The sequence below is a fragment of the Sporosarcina saromensis genome, assembly GCF_054901285.1.
Genome location: NZ_CM142738.1, coordinates 2,880,646 through 2,902,501 on the forward strand (window position 1 = coordinate 2,880,646; position 21,856 = coordinate 2,902,501).

Genomic DNA, 21,856 nt, shown 5'->3' on the forward strand with positions numbered 1-21,856 from the left:
CCGGAATACGGCTTACATCGCCGATAATGATTTCCGGAGCTGTATGATTTCCCTGGCCAGCTCCAGTGCCCGGGTATAATCGTTCATCTTTTCCGCTTCTTTTGATTCATGCATCATCTGATTAATTTGCTTGATAATTCGATGTCTCTCAAGATGATGAATGCAGTCATGGATTTCCTGTTCGGCATATTCAGGATCTCTCTCCAACATCGCCGCTTCCATGACCGTTTTACGGAGTCCTCGATCTTCCAAGGATTCTGCAAATCTGTGGAAGTCTGGTGTCCCATGTTGTTCATAAAAACCTGCCAACTTGACGAAAATAGCTGTATAGTCATCACCGTCAAATACTTGTGAATGGGATTCACGTATCCTGTCAAACAACTGGCCATCATTCAACAAGTGACATAAGAGTAACCGCTCTGCCCTTTCGATACTGGACAGGTTTCGGTTTGGCATCTTCGGTAAGGAAGGCGGTGCTTGTCCAGTAAACACTTCAGCTTTTTCCTGTTTTGCAAACTCGCCAACCTTTTTAATGAATTGCTCTTGAAGTGCCTGTGCAGAAACACCCGTCTCCGTAGACAATTGACGGATCATAAGATCTCGTTCAATCGGGGAAACTTTCTGGGCAAGCTCTTCTAGCACTTCATGAATATATTGGAGCACATCGTTTTCATGTGTTAAGTTTTTTGACCTTTTGTAAAAAGCCAGAATAAACGACATATACGTATGTGGGTTGCCGATCACTTTCTCAACGAATGATTCCCCACCATACGTGGAAATGTATTCGTCGGGATCTAACTTTGAAGGAAGTAACGCAATTTGTGCGTCTAGTCCTTTTTGAGCAGTAAGATTAGCAAACCGCTTAGCCGCTTCCCAACCTGCGTTGTCACCATCACAACAGATGATCAACTGGTTCGCAATTCTTTTTAATTTCGTAATATGTGTGTCAGACAAGGATGTACCCATAACTGCCACACTATTCATAATTCCAGCTCTTTCTGCTGCAATTGTGTCCATAAAACCTTCGAACAATATTATTTTACCCGTTTTACGAACATTAAGACGTGCGTTATGAAAATTATAAAGCAATCGGCTCTTTTCAAATATGGGTGTTTCTGGACTATTTAAATACTTCGCTTCGTCTTTGGACGTCGATAACGTCCTACCTGAAAAACCGACTACATTGCCATTATCGTCATGCAGCGGAAACATAATACGTCCTCGAAACCTGTCAAAGTAGCCTGTACCATCATTTTTCATGATGCAAAGACCGGCACGCTCCATCTCCTTCATATCATATTTCTTACGTTGGAGAAGTTGGCTTAACACTTCCCGATCGTCAAGTGACCACCCTATACCATACTTTTCGATATGCTCACGCGAAAATCCTCTTTGTTCCAAATATTGTAATGCTTTTTCACCCTCCACTGTATTCAGTAATAAATGACTATAAAAATTAGCCGCAAGTTCATGCGCTTCCCTCATCTGTTGGAACTCACCAGACTTCGAATGGCTTGCACTTTCTGTTAGAGAGATATCCAATTCGATACCAGCGCGTCCTGCCAATTTTGAGACCGCCTCTGTAAATGGGCTATTATCAATATCCATGACAAATGTAATAGCGTTACCACTCGCTCCACAACCGAAGCAATGAAACAATTGCTTATCCTCTGACACAGAAAACGAAGGGGTACTTTCACCATGGAATGGGCATAATCCAAACCAATTTCTCCCTCGCTTTGTCAATTGGACGTACTCTCCGATCAAATCGACAATATCCGTTTTCGACCTGACTGCCTCAATTGTCTCTTCTGGAATTTTAGTCATTCTATCACCATTTTCTTCTCACATACTTGAATTCTAGATAGTTTTCATAAATCCTGCTTATTCGACAAAAAAATTTCGTGACATTATAAAAAAACCGTGTATGTAATCTAGAAGATTATAGAACGGCGACAATTCACTATTGTACACAATCTAAATAGAAGAACCAACCCTTTTTTATCGGACGGTCCTTCTCCTTATTAATTCATAGGAATCGACTAGCTAATTTGGTGAGGATGACATTCGCTGTTTCTTCAACTGCTCGATTTGAAACATCAATCACTTGGCAGCCGATTTTAGAAACAACAGTTTCAAAATGTCGCAATTCCTCTTGAATCCGCTCGATTTGTGCATAATTCGCATCATCTTTCAAACCAAGAGCTAGTAATCTCTCTTTGCGGATGGAATTTAATACACCTGGTGAGATGACTAAACCGAAACATTTAGCTGAATCAATTTGATACAGCTCTTCTGGCGGCTCCACTTCTGGAACAAGGGGAACATTTGCAACTTTAAATCCTCTGTGAGCCAAATATTGAGATAACGGTGTCTTCGACGTTCTCGATACACCGACTAAAACAATATCCGCTTTAAGGACACCACGAGGATCCCGGCCATCATCATACTTGACCGCAAATTCGATTGCTTCGATTTTCTTGAAATAATCTTCATCCAGTTGTCTGACGAGCCCCGGTTCTTCATAAGGTTTCTCGTTTACCAAGTTGCCGATTTCAAGTAGGAGAGGGCCTAGCAAATCGACACATTGCAAATCATTCGCCCGACACTCCTCTTTCAATTTTTCACGCATGCAACTTTTCACAAGTGTATAAATGAGAATTGCATTCTGACGTTTGGCTAGAAAAGCAATCTCTCGGAGTTGCGATTCATCTTCGACATGCGAAAAACGTTTGATTGAAACTGCTTCCAGATCATGTCTGAACTGGCTTGCTGCCGCCTTCGCTACTAAGTCGGCCGTTTCCCCTACTGAATCGGAAACGATGAACAATGTCAATTTCGTCATAGGAACACTCCTTTGTCATTTTATCAGAGGTCAACTTTATAGATCATGTTCTTCAGCAAGTGAAAGAAAAGCAGCAGTAATGTTCGTTTTCGTAATCCTCCCGACGACTTCAAGCCCATCTTCTGTCGCTGAAACGACTGGTAGCGAATCAATTTGTTGCAACATCATCTTTTTTGCAACTTGGATGAGGGAATCCTGTTTTTTGCAATACGTGATGTTCGGCATCCGTGTCATGATTACATGTACCGGTATTTTGTCTAGCTCGGTATTCCCAAGACTTGTTCGCAATAAATCTTTTCGTGATAGAACACCTGTTAAGAATGAGGATTTATCCACAACAAACAGCGTTCCTACGTCATCAAGGAACATCTGACAAATCGCATCATAAACTGTTACATTTTCGTTCACAACTACCGGAATGGATTGGAAGTCCCCAACTTTCATACCAATCATGCCATCTGCAATGGAGGGAGCCGGTTTTTTTCCTGAATAGAAGTAACCTACGCGTGGCCTAGCATCTAAATAACCCGCCATAGTGAGAATTGCTAGATCAGGTCTTATCGTCGCTCTAGCTAAACTTAATCTTTCAGCAATCTGTTCACCTGTTATAGGACCATCCACTTTCACAATTTCAAGGATTTCGGTCTGGCGCTTATTCAATTCCAAGTGAATCACCGCCTTAATCGTTCGATAATATATCCTTGAATAGTATAGCATTTTGCTATCAGATTTCCTAACCCAATGGCTTTTGTCACTTGACTAGGATGATTGAGGCTGATTTAAGAATAAGATACAAGCTGTGATAAAACGAACGATAATCGACTTATGTGCTTCATCATGCACCTTATCACTAAATGCAATCGAACCAATAAAACAAGCAAAGTTCAATCTGTATTCATTTTAGTGTACTTCGATGGTATGTAAGCATTCTTATATCGCTTGTTACTAATAGAGTACCACTGCTTTCAGTAGACAATTCATGCTAGAATGAAGACAGGTGAAACTATGAAACACCTTACGACTGAATAGGATGAAATGAAAGAAAAACGTTAGAAAGGAGCATGTTTTTATGCAATCAATACTTCCTCACCTCATTACGAGTGGAATATGTGTCTTATTTGTAACCATTTTTCTTTTCTACCTTTATCGGCGGACACCTAAGATTGATAAAGGATTTGAATTAATTTATTTTAAATTGTCTTATAGACGAAAGTTAATCCGTTGCTTTACATCACTTCCTTTATTCATTGCAGGAATTGCTTTCATCATTCTTTTTTCAGACCTGAGTGAAGTGGCCGGATTCTGGTTAATCCTTTCATTCATACTTATTGCTGTTATACAAATCATTTACAACATTTATAGGTGGAGGACGACAGAAACGTAACGCGGGATGATCAGTTACTTTCATCTTTTTTACTTCTTCACAACTATCCGTCGATCCTTTACACATACAAATTTAATAAATTGCAGAGATTCAAGAACCATGCTACACTATGTACAGAATTCAATAGGCGATGAGAGGTCTATAAGTAATGTCTTGGTAGCGAACGGGGATAGTGAAAGCCCGTAACGACATGAAACGGCAACCTTGAGCTAGCATGCATTCAAGTGGGTTGTTTTTACAACCAATCGAGGTGGAACCGCGGGTCATTATGCACTCGTCCTCGGACTTTATGTCCGGGGATGGGTGCTTATTTTAATTGGAGGGATAAGTTATGATGACAATGGAACAAATTGTGAATGTATCGAAGCAGCGTGGATTTGTGTTTCCCGGCTCTGAAATTTACGGAGGTTTGGCGAATACTTGGGATTATGGTCCGCTAGGGATTGCCTTAAAAAACAACATTAAAAAAGCTTGGTGGCAAAAATTTGTCCAAGAGTCCCCTTACAATGAAGGACTTGACGCTGCCATTTTAATGAACCCAAAAGTTTGGGCAGCTTCCGGACATATCGGTAATTTCAACGATCCGATGATTGACTGCAAAAAGTGTAAAACGCGTCATCGTGCAGATAAGTTGATTGAAGATGCATTAGATGCGAAAGGCATTGAATTAGTCGTGGACGGTATGCCATTTGACAAAATGGAAGCGTTAATCAGTGAACACGAAATTGTTTGTCCGAGTTGTGGGGCGATGGACTATACAGGTATCCGTCAATTCAATTTAATGTTCAAAACCTCTCAAGGGGTTACGGATTCATCTGCAAACGAAATTTACTTACGTCCTGAAACGGCTCAAGGGATTTTCGTCAACTTTAAAAACGTTCAACGCTCAATGCGTAAAAAAATGCCATTTGGGATTGCCCAAATCGGTAAAAGCTTCAGAAATGAAATCACACCTGGAAACTTCACTTTCCGTACACGTGAATTCGAGCAAATGGAGTTGGAATTCTTCTGCAAACCAGGAGAAGACATGAAATGGTATGAATTTTGGAGAGACTTCTCCGAGAAGTGGCTATTGGACCTTGGTTTGTCAGTTGAAAACATTCGCTTACGTGAACATAGCGATGAAGAACTTTCTCACTACTCAAAAGGGACAGTCGATATCGAATATAAATTCCCGTTTGGTTGGGGCGAGCTATGGGGTATTGCAAACCGTACAGATTTCGACTTATCGCGCCATATGGAACATTCTGGTGAAGACTTCCATTACCAAGACCCTGTAACGAATGAGAAATATGTCCCGTATTGCATCGAGCCTTCCGTTGGTGCGGACCGCGTTACACTCGCATTCCTTTGTGATGCATTTGACGAGGAAGAGCTTGAAGGCGATGACAAACGTACAGTTATGCGTTTCCACCCTGCTCTTGCGCCAATCAAAGCAGCAGTCCTACCATTATCGAAAAAGCTTGCTGAAGGGGCAGATGAAGTCTACGCAGAACTTCGTAAACACTTCCCGGTCCAATACGATGATTCACAATCAATCGGTCGCCGTTACCGTCGTCAAGATGAAATCGGTACACCATTCTGTATTACGTACGACTTCGACTCTGAAGAAGATCGACAAGTGACTGTTCGTCACCGTGATTCAATGGAGCAAGTTCGCATGCCAATCGCAGATGTAAAAGCTTATATCGAAAAACATCTTACATTCTAATAAATCGAGAAAAAGAAAAACCGAGGAAGAGGTCATTCGCCGTCTTCCTGCGGTTTTTCTTTTTGTGGTAATAATTGTGGCGTCCGCTCCAACTGGTCGAGAAACGCTCTCGATTTCAAGCGAACACCCACCTGTTCATCATAAACCGTCCTTACAATTTTTCGCATGAATTGTTTCGTCGCTTTTTTTAAAGTTAACGAACCAACTTGCTGGATGGGAACCGTAAAAAATGTCCTGATCAATCGGAGTTGCGTTGGTGTAATACGCACAATATAGGGATCAATCTGGAAACAGCGATGACACAAGAAACCAATCATCTGAAACGAAAAGGCGAATTCCCCTTCTGTAGCTCTACAATGTGCACATTGATGCAATACAGGATGGATACCTGCCACCGGAAGCATCTTCCATTCAACGAAAAGCGCTATTGCTTCGGGGTCATACCCTTCATTCATTGCATGTAACGCGTCTTGTAACAGCGCAAATACATTCGGTCCTTGCCCTTTGTCTTCCGTCAATCGGTCAATCAATTCAACGACAAAGCTTGCATAAGCGGTAGCTTCAAGATCTTCGCGAATATGACGCATCGAATTGACTGGCTCACCTTGTTCCAACGTCCCCATCCCTCGTCCTGCGTGAAGCAGAAAGAAGCCATGGGTGAACGTTTGAGTAACAGCAGCTAAACGGCTTGCAGGCTTTTTCGCACCTCTCGCCATTGCGGTCATCTTCCCTGCTTCCCGTGTGTATAGTGTCACAATTTTATTCGATTCACCGTATGGCATGCTCTTTAGAATGATGCCTTCCCATTTATTCAACAAGGACATCACTCCTTTTCAAGTTGACTGCTCAATACTCATCGTCACGGAAACCGAATTCACGAAGATGACCCGGTTTGTTCCGCCAGTCCTTTTGCACTTTCACCCAAAGTTCCAGAAATACTTTGGAACCAAGTAACATTTCAATATCACGACGTGCCTTCGTTCCAATTTCCTTTAACAGTGCACCTTTTTTACCGATGACAATCCCTTTTTGGGAATCACGATCGACAATAATTGTAGCTGCCACATCGACCATGTCACGTTCTTCATCCCGAGCAATTTTTTCAATAACTACCGCAACGGAATGTGGAATCTCTTCACGTGTTAAATGAAGCACTTTTTCTCGAATCAATTCAGAGATGATGAACCGTTCAGGATGATCGGTCACTTGATCATCCGGATAGTATTTTGGCCCTTCCGGTAAATATTTTGTTAATGTTTCCATCAATCGTTCAACATTGTTACCATTTAGAGCGGATAGTGGGACGATTTCTGCAAAATCGTATTCTTTCGTATACGACGTAATCGTTGTAAGCAAATCATCAGGGTGAACTAAGTCAATTTTATTGATGACTAGAAACACTGGTGTCTCAGTATTTTGCAAGAGGTCGATGATGAACTTGTCTCCCCCACCAATCGGTTCATTCGCATTCACCATAAACATGATGACGTCCACTTCTTTTAACGTGTTACGTGCTGATTTGACCATGAAATCACCGAGCTTATGCTTCGGTTTATGAATTCCCGGTGTATCGATAAAAACCATTTGTGAATTGTCTGTAGTAACAACGCCTTGCACTTTGTTTCGAGTTGTTTGTGGTTTGTCACTCATAATGGCGATTTTCTGTCCAACAACGCGATTCAAAAACGTCGACTTGCCGACATTCGGTCGACCGATAATGCTAATGAATCCTGATGTAAATTTACTGCTTTCCTTCTGCATACTGAAGATCCTCCTTGGAAAATGCACCTGGCAATAACTGCTCTACTGTCGTCTCTTCGACGTCTCCTTTTAAGTTCGTCAAGTAGACCGGCATCGAGCCGTCGCAAAACTCTGCAATGACTTGCCGGCATGCACCACATGGCGAGACTGGACCTTCAGTGTCTCCGATGACTGCGAGTGCTTTGAATGCCGTGACACCTTCTGATACCGCTTTAAAGAATGCGGTTCGTTCAGCACAATTTGTCATACTGTACGCTGAATTTTCGATGTTGCAACCATGATAGACGTTTCCATCTGTATCTATCAGTGCTGCGCCAACAGGGAATTTCGAATATGGGACGTATGCTTTCTCCCGTGCTATTTTTGCTTCATTCATTAGATTTTGCTTTTCCATGACTACACCTCTACCAAAGTTTTTATCCGAACCATTTTGGGATGAAAATAATTAAACCGATGACGGCACTTGCAATTGCAAACAGCAACACAGCACCTGCCGCCACATCTTTCGCCTGTTTTGCTAAAGGATGGATATCCTTTGTCACTAAATCAACTGTTCTTTCAATAGCGGTATTCATGAGCTCCAATGCCATCATACCACCAATCAGCAAGATGATGATCATCCATTCAGTTGTCGATAAGCCTGTAAGAGCACCTGCTAGACAGACAATGATTGCGGCTAGCAGATGAAACTGCATATTTCTTTCAAAACGAAAACCATGCAACACACCATTTATTGCATAGTAAAAAGATTTTAAAAAACGAACCATACAATTCTTACCTTTCCAGGCCAAGTGATGAAAGAATTTCTCGTTGTCTTCCAAACATTTTTTCCTCGTCCTGCTCCGTCAAGTGATCGTACCCAAGCAGATGCAAGAAGCCATGGAGTGCAAGGAATCCAATCTCTCTTCTTTCGTCATGTCCATATTCACTTGCTTGTCGTTTTGCAGTCTCAATGGAAATGACGATATCTCCAAGCAACACAGGCATATCATCCGTTTGAACGATGGGGACTTCTCCTTCTGTCATTTCTTCCAAAGCAAACGAAATGACATCGGTAGGTTTGTCCTTTCCTCGATATTCGGCGTTGATGGCTTGAATTTCTTTATCATTCATGAATGTAACGGACACTTCAAGATTGCCTGTTAAGTTTTCCATTTCCGCAGCATGTTCTAACACTTGTTGCACAAGCTTCATACTATCTTCCGTTACTTTAGCCGTTTCATCTTCAAAATAGATCGCGAGCATTACAACTCCCACTTTCCTCATTATTCAGGGTACTCGATCCGACTGTGGTAAAAGCCGTTTAACGTCTCACAAATAACGCGTTCGACCTTTCGCAATTCCTTCATCGATAATTCACACTCGTCAAATTGACCATCGTTCAACTTGCTCGTAATAATCGAATTCACCAGTTTTGCAATCTTGTCAGGTGTCGGTTCTTTAATCGTTCGGACAGCCGCTTCCACACTATCCGCAATGGAAATAATCGCAATTTCCTTTGTCTGCGGTTTAGGGCCAGGATAACGGAAGTCGTCCTCTATGACATCTTGCCCTAACTCCTTCGCCTTTACAAAAAAGAATTTTAAAAAACTTGTTCCATGGTGCTGACGTGCAATATCGATGATTTCACGCGGCATTTTATGTTTCGTTAATAGCTCCGCCCCATCAGTCGCATGGGCAATAATAATATCACGGCTTTTTTCTGGTGGCAATTCATCATGCGGATTTAAATTACCATGCTGGTTTTCTATAAAGAAATTCGGACGTACAGTTTTACCAATGTCATGATAATAGCTTCCGACACGTGCCAGTAATCCATTTGCACCAACCGATTCACAAGCCGCATCCGCTAAATTCGCAACCATGACACTATGATGGTAGGTTCCAGGCGTTTCTGTAAGGACTTTTTTAAGGAGCGGGTGATTCGGGTTCGACAATTCTATTAACCGCATATCCGATAGAATTCCAAAAAACGATTCAAAAAATGGCATAAGCCCAATCGTCAATGCACCAGACAAAATACCAGAAGCAAAAGCAGCAATTAAATAGAATGATAGCTCCGAAAGATTATACGTCGATTGTGTCATTTGTAAATAAAAAGCTACAAATAGAATATTAGAGACAGAAACGATAAGGCTCGTTCGTAAAATGTTTGATCTTCGCCCATTGTTCCCTAACAAATAAATACTAATAACTCCACCAAAGAGGATGTATAAGGCAATTTCCATCTGCATAATTGCTGCAAAGCCTTCTAACAACATAATACCAGCAGTCGCAGCCGTTACAATCGTCATCATATATGCTAGCCGTTCATTTAATAATAGCTTTACAAGCAATGGTGCTAGTGCTGTAGGGAATAAAAAAGCGACTTGCACATCAAATTCTTTGTCAATCAAACTTAATAGTTTCATAATAATGACAAGAATAAAAAATACTGCGATAGCGATTAATAATGATTTCTTTTTTTGATAATTATCTGTTCGCCACGTTGCAAAATGCAAATAAATAATTGCCGAGACGAACAAAACATACAAAATAAGACCGATCATCGGTTTGTAGGAGGATTGATTCGTTAATAGTCCAGTCAATTCCAATTGACGGTAAATTTCAGAGTCGATGAATTGACCTTCCCTCACAATGACTTGTCCTTGGAGAATACGGGTAGGCTCAACAGCATTTTTCTCTTCTTCTATGCGTTTGTCGGTCAATTCCTTATTGATTGTTTCTGTTTCAACGACAAGCGATCTACCAAGTGTAATCATTGTTTGTAATTCAGCTGGTGGAACGGCTTCGGATGATCGAAGTTTTCTCTCCACTTCATATCTGACTGCAGAAAGATCTTCAGACCTGACAGGTTTGGACAGCTCTTCCCCGATAATCGAAACAATCTCCTGCTTCATTTTCGTTAAATCTGATACTTCAGCAGTTAATAGACTCGCAATCGCTTCGTCCGTAAGCCGTAGTCCGGGTTCCTCTTTTTCAAGCTTTTTAAATTTGTTTCGCACTTCTTCAATTTGTTCGGAACGAGATTTTACAAGCTTATCAGGATTTTCAGGATCTGGGATATTCGCTTTTTTCTCTTCAATGATGAAATCGAAGAGATTTGCTGCAATCGCTTGTCGCGTTTTGGAGACTTCCTCGTCAAATTGATAAAAAGGCGTCACTTCGTTTTCAATCCTGCGTTTTTCTTGCTCGGTTTTTACAGTATCCTCAATGGTTTTCAAGGAGCGGATTGTTTTAGGAGAAATTTTGAATTCATGGAGCTCATACGTCTCTTGTTTCACACTGTCGTACATGAATGAAAAAAGCCCAATGGCTACGAGAATAATGATAAACAGGGAAAAGTAGTTGAATTTTAATGACGTAAACAATTTTTTAACTGTCTTAAACACAATGATAACCCCACCTATTCTCTAGAACTTCCTAATGCAGCATAAAATGATGAAAAAGCAGTCAGTTTTATGACTGCTCGTTTTCATACGCTTCAATGATTTTCGCGACAATTGGATGGCGGACTACATCACCTTGCTCTAAATACTGAAAATGGATTTCCGGTACTTTTTTCAGTATGGATTCTGAAGCGTTCAAACCTGATTCTACACCACGCGGCAAATCGATTTGCGTCTTATCACCCGTAATGACCATTTTGGAACCAAATCCTAATCGTGTCAGAAACATTTTCATTTGCGCTTTCGTTGTGTTTTGTGCTTCATCAAGAATGACGAATGCATCATCGAGCGTACGCCCTCTCATATAGGCGAGAGGCGCGATTTCAATTGTTCCCCTCTCCATGAGTCGTTCTGTATGTTCTGCTCCTAGAACGTCATGTAACGCATCATACAAAGGGCGTAAATACGGGTCTACTTTCTCTTTCAAGTCACCTGGAAGAAACCCTAAGCTTTCCCCCGCTTCCACAGCTGGTCTCGTTAGAATAATTCGTTTCACTGATCCCGTCTTCATTGCTTGCACAGCAAGTACAACTGCCAAATAGGTCTTTCCTGTTCCTGCGGGCCCGATACAGAAGACTAGATACCTTGTTTCGAATCGCATGGATATATTCACGCTGTCCGATTGTCTTAGCCCGAATTGCTTTTCCTTTAGCAGTTCTTGCAACTTCCTCATCATAGAGTTCAGCAAAGTATTCAATCGTTTCGTTTTTCACCATTTCTAACGCAGTAGAAATATCTCGCAAGTTTATATTGATTCCTTTACGGATCACTTTCAATAGTTGTTCTAATAAATATTTTCCCGATACAATTGCCTGCTCGTCACCAACTAGAGAAATTGTATCGCCTCGCGTAATAATTGAAACTTGTAACGCTTCTTCAATCAATTTCATGTTTTGATCGGAAATACCAAGAAGCATTACCGCCTCATTCGGCTCTTCAATATGAAGTTGAATTTGTTGTTCGCTCAATAGTTTCAGTCTCCTTGGGGTATGGGTCTTTTTGTCGCTATATTTTCATTCATTAAAAATAATATGGTCCCTCTAACTGTATCATCTTGGAACGTCAGGTGTAAAATGTTTTCATCCTTTATAATTAATTCTGAAGATGATTCTGTCATGATTTTGTATTTTATTAACGGAATGATAACCGTTTCCTCCATCCCTTCAGCCAATTCAAATTGTCCCTTGCGATCATTCCTTTGCCATTCGGTTTCAAGAAACGAACGAAAAGAAGGAAAATCATTGCCTGAATTCCAAGTGATAGGAGATTGCCATTTCAAACGAATATTCTCTTCTCCTAACAATGCATAATCGATTTTCTTCGGTATGGTAAATGTATACTTGGACCAATAATCTGCATATACCTTCCCTGCAGCACCAACTACAGTCTTTTTACCGCCTTGTTCTAAAATGCCTGTCGCTAGAATGTCTCCTTTTTCAACCGTTTGGTGAAGTCGTGCCACTCTTTCACCTCTACTTAATTGAAAGCCAGTGATGACACCACTCGTCCGTGCAACAAGATCAGCAGGAGGTCCATCGTCTTTGACGGGATCATTCAGTTTCGGTGAGAGCATCGGTGTAATCGTCATTGTACTACCCGATCTTGTAAAACGCACCCATGAAAGAGAAGGGTCATTTTGCATGAGCACTCTTCTAATCTCTCCTTCGTCAGGCAGTTTGGAGAGCGGCCGATATTTTTTAATAGAGACCTTCTCCAATTGCTTAACAATGCGTTCATTCACTTCAGGCACTTCAGATTCAATCGTAATGTCCCATAAAAACAGTGATGCGACTAAGGGTATGACACATGCAATGAGGAACCGGTACGCTGTAAACAACCTTCTTTCAAGCGAACGCTCCTCATTGCGTCTAATTTCCACTTTCACCCGATATTTCCTACGGTGTTTTCGGATGAAAACAACTCCTTTTTTATCGGTGCGGAAATGGATGACAGAACCCGATTCTGTTAAGCCAATCACTTTAACACCAGAGGAAGCTAGAAAGCTCAAGAATCTCGACGGATGTACTTTACCTGTCATTGTGATGTTATATCGATTATGAATCATAAGCATCCTGTCCATCTTTCAATTCTTTTACAGACATTGATGTAATCAGTTCAAACGATAGGACAGCTACTTCTTCAGATAACGTTTCTACAATAAGGTCTTCACCGGTTGCTTCAATTACATGATTACCACTTCGGATAGCTGCGTAATCAGGTCCAAGTTTTAGAAGTGAATACGGCCCTGTAATTCGGATTGTTACAAATTCATCAATTGTGACAGATGAGTTCATTTTAAATAATTTTTTCAAGATAAAACCCCCTATCCAAGCCTATGATTTGGATAGGGGGTAGATGATTATTGTTTTGCTTTTGGTGGTCCTAAAATTTCAGAGAAGATGATTCCTTTAATAAGGTCTTGCTCGTCCTTAGGGATCATGTCAGGTTGTTTAAATTGTTCATTCCACACATGTTTTCCTTGATGTGCGGATAACCTTCCTCGAGAACTTTCCCGTGGTACATTCCGGTCAAAAACGGGTCGTTCCTTCGGCAACATCTGTTTACTTTTCACAGGCTTAGGAGCAGCCGGTGTCTCCTGACGGATGGGAGGTGTTTGTCGACTTGGCGGTTCATCCACTTCTGTCTGAAACTCCCTTTGCAACTCTTTGACCATCTCTTGTGAAAGGTCTTTCAGTTTACGCATCGTATCCGGTCTGTTCGTTTGTGAAGAAGGTTGCCGTGGCGCTGGTTTCTCGTTCTTCTCAGGTTGCTTCCCTTTAAAGAGCATACCAAGAATCGTAATGACCACAAAAATAATTAATGATTCCATCTGTGCATCCCCTTTCCGGGAATTAAGTGCTCAAACGTCATTCTTTCGTCGTGTCAGGCTTTTGTTGGTCTCCACCGATTTTGCTGATGGAATCACGCATGCCCGTATCAGCTTGGATGTTTTTATAGTTCATATAATCCATAATTCCGATATTACCTGTACGTAGCGCTTCTGCCATCGCGAGTGGAACTTCCGCCTCTGCTCCGACAACTTTCGCACGCATCTCTTGAACTTTCGCTTTCATTTCCTGTTCGTTTGCAACAGCCATTGCACGACGCTCTTCAGCTTTTGCTTGTGCAATATTTTTGTCAGCCATCGCTTGTTCAGTTTGAAGTTCCGCACCAATGTTTTTACCGATATCAACATCCGCGATATCAATAGACAGGATTTCAAACGCTGTTCCAGAGTCAAGCCCTTTTGCCAATACTGTCTGTGAAATCAAATCAGGATTTTCCAATACTTTTGCATGGTCCACAGAAGAACCAATCGTGGAAACAATCCCTTCACCGACACGGGCAACAACCGTTTCTTCACCCGCACCACCGACGAGTCGATCGATGTTCGCTCGAACCGTAATTCTTGCTTTCGCTTTCACTTCAATACCGTTCATCGCAACACCAGCGATAAATGGCGTTTCAATGACTTTTGGATTTACGGACATTTGAACCGCTTCCAACACGTCACGGCCAGCTAGGTCGATCGCTGCTGCACGCTCAAACGATAACTCGATATTCGCACGATGTGCTGCAATTAACGCATTAACAACGCGGTCGACATTACCACCTGCCAAATAGTGACTTTCCAATTGGTTAATCGCAACATTTAATCCTGCTTTATGTGCCTTAATCAACGGATTAACAACACGACTTGGGATAACGCGACGTAAGCGCATACCGATTAATGTGAAAATGCTTACACGTACACCTGCAGCTAACGCTGAAATCCATAGCGTCACTGGTACTAGCGTAAAGAATACCGACAAAATGATGATGATTCCGATAATGATTAAAATCGGAACGAAAACACCACCTAAACCTAATAACTCACCCATTATTCATTGTCCCCCTTTTCTTTTGATTCCCTTACAACGATACGGGAACCTTCAACCCTTACTATCGTAACATGTTTCCCTCTGTCAATGTAACTACCTTGGGAAACTACATCAATCCGTTCGCCATCCAATTCAATCGTTCCTGAAGGACGAAGTGGTGTAATCGCTAATCCTTGCTTCCCTAACAATTCTACCCGATTGACGTTCGACACATACCCGCTTTCCGTGTCTGTCGCATCCATTAACACCATCTTATTAAGAAGATGCAGTTTTTTTCCGAAGAATTTCATTAAGATCACCATCCCGCTGATAGCGACGGCAATTGCGATAAGGACAGAATACGCCATATACACAGGGTTGCCACCCGCCAAAATAATACTTGCAATGATAGCAATCGCACCTAACGCTCCGGCTATCCCTCCTGCTAAGAAAAACTCTAATATGACGAGTATGACACCAATTATAAACAAAATCAGCGTCTCATAACCTGCCAAACCTGCTACGAGATGGCCGAATAAGAATAGCAGTAAAGATGTGATTGCCATCGTACCCGGAACACCAAACCCTGGTGAATAGAGCTCCACAACTAGGCCTAAACCTGCTATTGACAGTAAGATCGGGACAACGATAGGATGCGTAATGAGACGTGCTAAGCTTTCAGTGAAGGTAAGATTTGTTTGGATGATTTCAGATTTATCTAGACCTTTCAAATCAATCAATTCTTTGAATGAAGACACTGTGCCTTCGCTGTAATCCACTTCCTCAGCCTCTTTAGCCGTGAGTGTTAGCAATTGCCCTATACCAGCACGGTATTGCGGTAAATCAACCGAATCGTCCGCCATCGCTAATGCAAACTTCGGGTCTCTATTTGACGAATTGGCAGCACTGACCATTTCTGCTTTCCAAAAACTATCCGACTTCTCTTGTGCTGCGTTCCCTGCACCATCAACGGCCTGTGCAGCACCAATTTTGGCATTCGGTGACATATAGATTTCATCGGCATGTAGTGCAATGTAAGCACCAGCGGAAATCGCACGGTCATTGACATAAGCGATGATCTCGACTTCCGTCTCATCCATAAGCTTACCAATTTGTCCCGCAGCATCAATTAATCCACCGAGTGTATTAATTTCTAAAATGATCGCCTTCGCATTCGCTTCTTCCGCTTCGCCGAAAACCCTCTTTAAATAAGCATGAAGCCCTCTTTCCACTGACTTATCCAGTTCCACGTGATAAACAGGATTGCCGTCCGCTTCAACTGCACCTGCAAATGGAACGGTTAGGACTGAAGCAAATAGAAGGAAAAGGAGAAACTTGCCAATCATTTTACGCATGTAGACGTTCACCTCTTTCTATATATGTAATTATACCTTTAATACGATTAAGATGGCGAAAAGATTCACTTGAACGCAAGAATTTTTTAATGTAAAAAACCGGAGAATCGCAATGGATTCTCCGGTTTCATGCATAACATGCTTAGTTTTTATTTCATATGGACAGCTATTAGAATTTACGCTTACGAGCAGCCTCAGACTTCTTTTTACGTTTGACACTTGGTTTCTCGTAGAACTCACGCTTTCTTACCTCTTGTATTGTACCAGATTTTGATACAGTACGTTTGAAGCGGCGAAGAGCATCTTCAAGCGATTCATTTTTGCGAACGACAGTTTTCGTCATATCTCTTGTCCCTCCCTCCGAGCACACTTCGAAACAAGGTGTTACTCCTTGTACTAAAAAATTATATCGCACAATGCCTAGATGGTCAATAAAAAACTTTCAAAATATCGATGCGAAATAGGAACTTATTTTTTAGTGCCATTCGTGTGACTTAATAATCAGAATCGCTTTGCAGACCTTGCATAATTTGCACACCAGAGCTTGCTCCGATTCTCGTTGCCCCAGCCTCTATCATCTTTTTCATATCCTCAAAGCTACGAACGCCACCTGATGCTTTCACGCCCATTTCAGGTCCGACAACACCACGCATCAATTTAACATCTTCTGCAGTTGCTCCGCCTGTAGAAAAACCTGTAGACGTTTTAACGAAGTCCGCACCTGCTTCTTTTGCAAGCTCACACGCTGTTCTTTTTTCTGCATCGGTTAGCAAGGAAGTTTCAATGATTACTTTAACAATTGCTTTTCCTTTCGCCTCGGTTACGACAGCTTCAATGTCTTCTTTAACAAGCTGCTCCTGCCCGCTTCGCAAGGCACCAATATTAATAACCATGTCAATTTCAGTTGCGCCATTTGCAATAGCATCTTTCGTTTCAAAACGTTTCACTTCTGAAGTCGAAGCCCCTAAAGGGAAGCCGATGACCGTGCATGTTTTAACCGGTGAACCTTTCAATTGTTCACTCGCAGTTTTCACCCATGTTGGATTGACACAAACGGACGCAAAGGAGTATTCCCTAGCTTCATCACATAATGTAACAATTTCTTCTTTCGTCGTGTCAGCTTTTAATAATGTATGATCGATAAACGCTGCGTAATCTTTGTTCAATGCAATACCCTCCTTAAGATGTATGTACCTCTTACATCATAGCAAACCTTTGTCGCAAACGCATTAAAACAGTCCACCCGATATAGAGTGGACTGTGTTTGTTTCTTTTAAACAAGCGTGGCTTCGGCTTCTATTGTCCGGACGAATTGACCTTCATTATATGGATAGCCTGCTTTTGTAATTTTGACTTTGACAATTTTACCGACCATTGATTCATCTGCCGGGAAAACGACTTTCAAGTAATTGTCTGTGTAGCCTTCATACAAGCCGCTCGCTGGATCGAGCTTGTATTTCTCTTCAGGAATGACTTCCAATACTTCTTCTTCGAAATCAGCTGCATATTGTTTCGCAAGCTGGTCGTTTAACTCAATTAATCGATGAACGCGCTCATTTTTTACGTCTTCATCAATTTGATCTTCCATTCTTGCTGCAGGTGTACCGGTACGCTTTGAATACGGAAAGACATGTAATTCAGAAAAACGATGATCTCTAATGAAATTATACGTCTCCATGAATTCCTCTTCTGTCTCTCCCGGAAAACCAACGATGACATCTGATGTAATCGCTAAATGAGGTAATGCCTCACGTAAACGATCCAAACGCTCTGCAAAAAATTCCATCGTATATTTTCTTCTCATTCGCTTAAGAACCGTGTTGGATCCTGATTGGATTGGAATGTGCAAATGACGCACAATCGTAGAGGATTGACGAAGCACTTCAATGACTTCATCGGTTAGTTGGCTCGCTTCAATTGAACTGATTCGAAGTCTTTTCAGGCCTTTTACTTTTGTTTCTAGGTCCCTTAAAAGGCGAGCCAAGTTATAATCCTTCAAATCTTCTCCGTAACCACCCGTATGGATACCCGTCAAGACGATTTCCAAATAACCCGCGTCTACAAGTTGTTGAGCTTGACGTATTACTTCTTCTGGATCTCTTGAACGCATTAACCCGCGCGCCCAAGGAATGATGCAGAATGTACAGAAGTTATTACACCCTTCTTGGATTTTAAGTGAAGCCCTAGTTCTATCCGTGAACGCTGGAACATCCAATTCTTCATACACTCTGTTCTTCATAATGTTACGGACAGCGTTAATCGGTTGTCGCTCAACACGGTATTCATCGATAAGCCCAAGCAATTTTGTACGGTCCTGGGTGCCGACAACGATATCGACTCCTGGGATTGCCATAATTTCTGCCGGAGATGTTTGGGCATAGCAACCCGTCACACAGATGACCGCATCCGGATTTCTTCGGATTGCTCTCCGTATGACTTGACGGCTCTTTTTATCTCCTGTATTTGTAACTGTGCAAGTATTAATAACATATACATCAGCATTTTTCTCGAAATCGGCGCGTTCATATCCAGCATCTTTGAAAAGTTGCCAAATCGCTTCCGTTTCGTAATGGTTCACTTTGCAGCCTAATGTATGGAAAGCGACAGAAGACACTAGCTGCTCACCTCTTTCATTCAAATTCGTAAGACATAGCGGACAATACGTATAATGGAGCTGTTTCGGTGCGTAAAATACGTGGTCCTAATGAAACAGAAAGAAATCCTGCAGTCGACATTGACGCCGTCTCTTTTCTGGATAGGCCACCTTCCGGACCGAAAACAACTAATACTGATTGTTTATCATACACGTTTTTCAGTCTCTCTGCAATCTTGTTCGGACGATCACTTTTGGCATCTTCTTCATCTGCATAAAGACAAACATCGTATTGAGAGGAAACTTGGATTAACTGTTTGAACGACAAGGGTTCACTAACATTCGGAATAACCGTCCGGTGACATTGTTCGGCTGCTTCCTTTGCGATTTTACGTAAACGTTCTACTTTTTTATCGCCTTTCTTTGCGTCCCATTTGACAATCGACCGTTCTGCTTCAAATGGTATAACAGCATGCATCCCAAGTTCAGTACCTTTTTGAACGATCAGATCCAATTTATCGCCTTTCGGCAATCCGCATGCGATCGTCACCTTGACTGGCATCTCGTTTAAGGGAAGAGAACCTTCCTGCCGTTTAATCGTGACCCCATCAGGTTGAGTCTGAATAATGCTCGCGACGCACGCTTCGCCTTCTGATACAGCAATCAGTGTATCGCCGACCGTCATTCGCATTACTTTTACGATATGCTTACTATCTTCTCCGGTAATTGTTGCATTTCCTTCATTACTAAATGGAGTATCCAGAAAATAGCGTTGCATCGTTACGCACTCCTTTTGGAAGCAACAATTGCAACCCACTCTTCCATCAAAACGGATTCTACAATCTCAAATCCTTTTGCAATCAAATCTTCTTTTACCAAGTCTCTCTTTTGCGCAATAATGCCAGATACGATGAAAAGCCCTTCATTTGGCAATATGTCAAATGCATCCTGGGAGAATGTCATGATTACTTCTGCTAGAATGTTTGCAACGATGATAGATGCCGGCTCTTTGACAGAGTCCAATAAGTTTCCGTGTGTAACTTGAATCGTTTCATGCACTTTGTTCAAATGAATGTTTTCTTTTGCAGCCGTGACTGCGACTTCATCGAGATCCAATGCATGAACATGAGATGCCCCAAGGAGTGCAGCACCAATTGCTAAAACACCAGAACCTGTACCAACATCAATGACACGATCGCCCTTTTTCACATACTTCTCCAGTGCTTGTAAACACATGACCGTTGTAGGATGCGTCCCCGTTCCGAAAGCCATTCCGGGATCAAGTTCAATGATTAATTCATCTGAAGCCACAGGAGTGTAGGTTTCCCAAGTGGGCACAATTGTAAAACGTTCTGAAATTTTAACTGGGTGGTAATACTTTTTCCATGCTGTTGCCCAATCTTCTTCATCCACTTCGTTCGTTTTTACAATATTCATACCAATGTCAAGTCCGTAATCTGCTAAATCATTAACAGATTCACTAATTTCCTTCACTGTTTCGATTAGAAAACTGTTGACTGGCAAATAGGCTTTTACAATGACCCCTTCTGCAGGGAAGTCATCTTTGTTCAATTCGTAAATTTCTCCGAATCGATCTTCATGTATTTTATCAGGCTCATGGGAATCTTCAATGATCACCCCACTCGCACCTGCTTCATGTAAAATGTTTGCAACGGCTTCAGTTGCTTCGTGTGTCGTATGGATGGAGATTTCAGACCACTTCAACAGCATTCATCCCTTTCAATCGCCTTTTATCGTCCGCTTGATTTTATCAAATAAAGAACTTGAGAACTCGTCTGGTGAACTTCCTTCAATTGAAGCAAATTCACGTAGCAATTCCTTTTGTTTTTCAGTCATTTTCTTAGGTGTTACCACTTTAATGATGACATGTTGATCACCAATCCCATGCCCGTGGACATTTTTTATCCCTTTGCCTCTTAAACGGAAGTTCGTTCCAGTTTGTGTACCTGCAGGAATTTTCAATTTAACATTCCCATGGACTGTTGGCACTTCGATTTCGTCTCCCAATGCAACTTGCGGGAAGGTCATTGGTACTTCTAAATAGATGTCGTCATCTTCACGAACGAAGCGCTCATGATCTCTCACGCGGAAGACGATATATAAATCGCCGGATGGTCCACCATTTATGCCTGCTTCACCTTGACCACTCACACGTAATTGTTGACCATTGTCAACGCCTGCAGGGATAGTTACTTTAATTTTTTTACGTTTTGTTACGCGACCTGCACCATGGCATGTGCCACATTTTTCAGGGATGATTTTTCCTGTTCCTTGACAATGTGGACATGTCCGTCTGTTTACCATTTGACCAAGTGGTGTATTTTGAGTGACTGAAATTTGACCGGAACCACCACAGTGTGAACATGTATTGACAGGTGTACCTTTTTTCGCACCTGTGCCAGAACATGTATCACAAGTTTCTTCACGCGGTACTTCAATTTCAGTTTCTTTACCAAACACCGCTTCCATGAAATCAATTGTCATCGTATATTGGAGATCGTCACCTTTTCGTGGCGCGTTTGGATCACGGCGTCGTGAACCACCACCACCGAAAAACGAACTAAAAATGTCTTCAAAACCGAATCCGTCTGCAGCACCACCACCAAAGCCACCAAAGCCTTGATTTGGACCAGCATGACCGAATTGATCATATTGTGCTCGTTTATTGTCGTCACTTAAGTTCTCAAATGCTTCTGTCACTTCTTTAAATTTCTGTTCAGCGCCAGCTTCTTTGTTCAAATCAGGATGGTATTGTTTAGAAAGTTTTCGATAGGCTTTTCTGATTTCTTCTTTTGTAGCTGTTTTAGGCACGCCAAGCACTTCGTAATAATCTCGCTTACTCATCATTCCACTCTCCCATGAATCATTGACTGCTTA

General features: G+C 41.8%; 22 protein-coding genes and 1 pseudogene. 2 read left to right on the plus strand and 21 right to left on the minus strand.

The genetic code is table 11. The annotated features are described in order from the left end of the window. Nucleotides 1-12 precede the first annotated feature (12 nt). From dnaG to ccpN, 3 genes are all read right to left on the minus strand, one after another. Nucleotides 13-1,827 (minus strand): DNA primase, encoded by a 1,815-nt coding sequence (gene dnaG, locus ACVHUV_RS14805; protein WP_462085129.1) that lies wholly within the window; start codon nt 1,825-1,827, stop codon nt 13-15. A gap of 202 nt (nt 1,828-2,029) precedes the next feature. After that, nucleotides 2,030-2,845, minus strand: a complete 816-nt coding sequence (locus ACVHUV_RS14810) for a pyruvate, water dikinase regulatory protein (protein ID WP_317942174.1) — start codon at nt 2,843-2,845, stop codon at nt 2,030-2,032. Between the two features lie 36 nt (nt 2,846-2,881). Then, entirely contained in the window at nt 2,882-3,562 is a 681-nt protein-coding gene (gene ccpN, locus ACVHUV_RS14815) for a transcriptional regulator CcpN (RefSeq protein ID WP_317942175.1), read from the minus strand. Nucleotides 3,563-3,914: 352 nt separating this feature from the next. Between ccpN and ACVHUV_RS14820 the strand changes: the two genes are divergently transcribed. Further along, the gene (locus ACVHUV_RS14820) at nt 3,915-4,229 is read left to right on the plus strand and encodes a hypothetical protein (protein WP_462085130.1); all 315 of its coding nucleotides are present in this window, start codon (nt 3,915-3,917) and stop codon (nt 4,227-4,229) included. A gap of 331 nt (nt 4,230-4,560) precedes the next feature. Beyond that, complete coding sequence (locus tag ACVHUV_RS14825) at nt 4,561-5,940, plus strand: glycine--tRNA ligase (protein ID WP_462085131.1); 1,380 nt, start codon at nt 4,561-4,563, stop codon at nt 5,938-5,940. Between the two features lie 32 nt (nt 5,941-5,972). Here ACVHUV_RS14825 and recO read toward each other — a convergent pair whose 3' ends face one another. The 18 genes and pseudogenes from recO to dnaJ form a co-directional block, all read right to left on the minus strand. Next, nucleotides 5,973-6,758: a DNA repair protein RecO gene (gene recO, locus ACVHUV_RS14830; protein WP_317942177.1), complete on the minus strand. Its 786-nt coding sequence runs from the start codon at nt 6,756-6,758 to the stop codon at nt 5,973-5,975. A 28-nt stretch (nt 6,759-6,786) separates the two neighbouring features. Continuing rightward, complete coding sequence (gene era, locus ACVHUV_RS14835) at nt 6,787-7,701, minus strand: GTPase Era (protein ID WP_317942178.1); 915 nt, start codon at nt 7,699-7,701, stop codon at nt 6,787-6,789. After that, nucleotides 7,682-8,095, minus strand: coding sequence for a cytidine deaminase (locus ACVHUV_RS14840; protein WP_462085132.1), 414 nt, complete (start codon nt 8,093-8,095; stop codon nt 7,682-7,684). Before ACVHUV_RS14840 ends, era begins: the two co-directional genes overlap by 20 nt. A gap of 22 nt (nt 8,096-8,117) precedes the next feature. Next, a complete protein-coding gene (locus ACVHUV_RS14845; protein WP_462085133.1) occupies nt 8,118-8,468 on the minus strand; it encodes a diacylglycerol kinase family protein in 351 nt (116 codons plus the stop codon). Between the two features lie 7 nt (nt 8,469-8,475). Next, on the minus strand, nt 8,476-8,946 hold the full coding sequence (gene ybeY / locus ACVHUV_RS14850) for an rRNA maturation RNase YbeY (protein ID WP_371389514.1): 471 nt from the start codon (nt 8,944-8,946) through the stop codon (nt 8,476-8,478). 20 nt (nt 8,947-8,966) lie between these two features. Continuing rightward, complete coding sequence (locus tag ACVHUV_RS14855) at nt 8,967-11,093, minus strand: HD family phosphohydrolase (RefSeq protein WP_462085134.1); 2,127 nt, start codon at nt 11,091-11,093, stop codon at nt 8,967-8,969. 67 nt (nt 11,094-11,160) lie between these two features. Then, nucleotides 11,161-12,118 (minus strand): annotated as a pseudogene (locus ACVHUV_RS14860) (PhoH family protein). 5 nt (nt 12,119-12,123) lie between these two features. After that, the gene (locus ACVHUV_RS14865; protein ID WP_462085135.1) at nt 12,124-13,230 is read right to left on the minus strand and encodes a sporulation protein YqfD; all 1,107 of its coding nucleotides are present in this window, start codon (nt 13,228-13,230) and stop codon (nt 12,124-12,126) included. Continuing rightward, nucleotides 13,205-13,462, minus strand: a complete 258-nt coding sequence (locus tag ACVHUV_RS14870; RefSeq protein WP_371389510.1) for a hypothetical protein — start codon at nt 13,460-13,462, stop codon at nt 13,205-13,207. The genes ACVHUV_RS14865 and ACVHUV_RS14870 overlap by 26 nt, the downstream gene beginning before the upstream one ends. 47 nt (nt 13,463-13,509) lie before the next feature. Further along, a complete protein-coding gene (locus tag ACVHUV_RS14875; RefSeq protein WP_462085136.1) occupies nt 13,510-13,980 on the minus strand; it encodes a YqfB family membrane protein in 471 nt (156 codons plus the stop codon). Between the two features lie 37 nt (nt 13,981-14,017). After that, complete coding sequence (floA, locus tag ACVHUV_RS14880; RefSeq protein WP_317942187.1) at nt 14,018-15,031, minus strand: flotillin-like protein FloA; 1,014 nt, start codon at nt 15,029-15,031, stop codon at nt 14,018-14,020. Then, a complete protein-coding gene (locus ACVHUV_RS14885) occupies nt 15,031-16,365 on the minus strand; it encodes an NfeD family protein (protein ID WP_462085137.1) in 1,335 nt (444 codons plus the stop codon). The genes floA and ACVHUV_RS14885 overlap by 1 nt, the downstream gene beginning before the upstream one ends. A gap of 169 nt (nt 16,366-16,534) precedes the next feature. Next, nucleotides 16,535-16,708, minus strand: coding sequence for a 30S ribosomal protein S21 (rpsU, locus tag ACVHUV_RS14890; RefSeq protein WP_009496905.1), 174 nt, complete (start codon nt 16,706-16,708; stop codon nt 16,535-16,537). A 151-nt stretch (nt 16,709-16,859) separates the two neighbouring features. Further along, a complete protein-coding gene (deoC, locus tag ACVHUV_RS14895; RefSeq protein ID WP_317942189.1) occupies nt 16,860-17,531 on the minus strand; it encodes a deoxyribose-phosphate aldolase in 672 nt (223 codons plus the stop codon). A 107-nt stretch (nt 17,532-17,638) separates the two neighbouring features. Next, the gene (gene mtaB, locus ACVHUV_RS14900) at nt 17,639-18,979 is read right to left on the minus strand and encodes a tRNA (N(6)-L-threonylcarbamoyladenosine(37)-C(2))-methylthiotransferase MtaB (protein WP_317942328.1); all 1,341 of its coding nucleotides are present in this window, start codon (nt 18,977-18,979) and stop codon (nt 17,639-17,641) included. Nucleotides 18,980-18,995: 16 nt separating this feature from the next. After that, nucleotides 18,996-19,736: a 16S rRNA (uracil(1498)-N(3))-methyltransferase gene (locus ACVHUV_RS14905; RefSeq protein ID WP_317942190.1), complete on the minus strand. Its 741-nt coding sequence runs from the start codon at nt 19,734-19,736 to the stop codon at nt 18,996-18,998. Between the two features lie 2 nt (nt 19,737-19,738). Next, nucleotides 19,739-20,683 carry a 50S ribosomal protein L11 methyltransferase gene (gene prmA / locus ACVHUV_RS14910; protein ID WP_317942191.1) on the minus strand — a complete coding sequence of 315 codons (945 nt, stop codon included), beginning with the start codon at nt 20,681-20,683 and terminating at the stop codon, nt 19,739-19,741. Between the two features lie 15 nt (nt 20,684-20,698). Continuing rightward, nucleotides 20,699-21,823, minus strand: a complete 1,125-nt coding sequence (gene dnaJ, locus ACVHUV_RS14915; protein WP_317942192.1) for a molecular chaperone DnaJ — start codon at nt 21,821-21,823, stop codon at nt 20,699-20,701. Between the last annotated feature and the right edge of the window lie 33 nt (nt 21,824-21,856).

Bases quoted from the DNA above. Each gene is read 5' to 3' on its own strand.
- ACVHUV_RS14845 (WP_462085133.1), bottom strand. From the start codon at position 8,468: ATGGTTCGTTTTTTAAAATCTTTTTACTATGCAATAAATGGTGTGTTG.
- ACVHUV_RS14825 (WP_462085131.1), top strand. From the start codon at position 4,561: ATGATGACAATGGAACAAATTGTGAATGTATCGAAGCAGCGTGGATTT.
- ACVHUV_RS14865 (WP_462085135.1), bottom strand. From the start codon at position 13,230: ATGGACAGGATGCTTATGATTCATAATCGATATAACATCACAATGACA.
- ACVHUV_RS14820 (WP_462085130.1), top strand. From the start codon at position 3,915: ATGCAATCAATACTTCCTCACCTCATTACGAGTGGAATATGTGTCTTA.
- ACVHUV_RS14885 (WP_462085137.1), bottom strand. From the start codon at position 16,365: ATGCGTAAAATGATTGGCAAGTTTCTCCTTTTCCTTCTATTTGCTTCA.
- rpsU (WP_009496905.1), bottom strand. From the start codon at position 16,708: ATGACGAAAACTGTCGTTCGCAAAAATGAATCGCTTGAAGATGCTCTT.
- dnaJ (WP_317942192.1), bottom strand. From the start codon at position 21,823: ATGAGTAAGCGAGATTATTACGAAGTGCTTGGCGTGCCTAAAACAGCT.
- era (WP_317942178.1), bottom strand. From the start codon at position 7,701: ATGCAGAAGGAAAGCAGTAAATTTACATCAGGATTCATTAGCATTATC.
- ACVHUV_RS14905 (WP_317942190.1), bottom strand. From the start codon at position 19,736: ATGCAACGCTATTTTCTGGATACTCCATTTAGTAATGAAGGAAATGCA.
- ccpN (WP_317942175.1), bottom strand. From the start codon at position 3,562: ATGCTATACTATTCAAGGATATATTATCGAACGATTAAGGCGGTGATT.
- ACVHUV_RS14840 (WP_462085132.1), bottom strand. From the start codon at position 8,095: ATGGAAAAGCAAAATCTAATGAATGAAGCAAAAATAGCACGGGAGAAA.
- floA (WP_317942187.1), bottom strand. From the start codon at position 15,031: ATGGGTGAGTTATTAGGTTTAGGTGGTGTTTTCGTTCCGATTTTAATC.
- ybeY (WP_371389514.1), bottom strand. From the start codon at position 8,946: ATGCTCGCGATCTATTTTGAAGATGAAACGGCTAAAGTAACGGAAGAT.
- ACVHUV_RS14810 (WP_317942174.1), bottom strand. From the start codon at position 2,845: ATGACGAAATTGACATTGTTCATCGTTTCCGATTCAGTAGGGGAAACG.
- dnaG (WP_462085129.1), bottom strand. From the start codon at position 1,827: ATGACTAAAATTCCAGAAGAGACAATTGAGGCAGTCAGGTCGAAAACG.
- ACVHUV_RS14875 (WP_462085136.1), bottom strand. From the start codon at position 13,980: ATGGAATCATTAATTATTTTTGTGGTCATTACGATTCTTGGTATGCTC.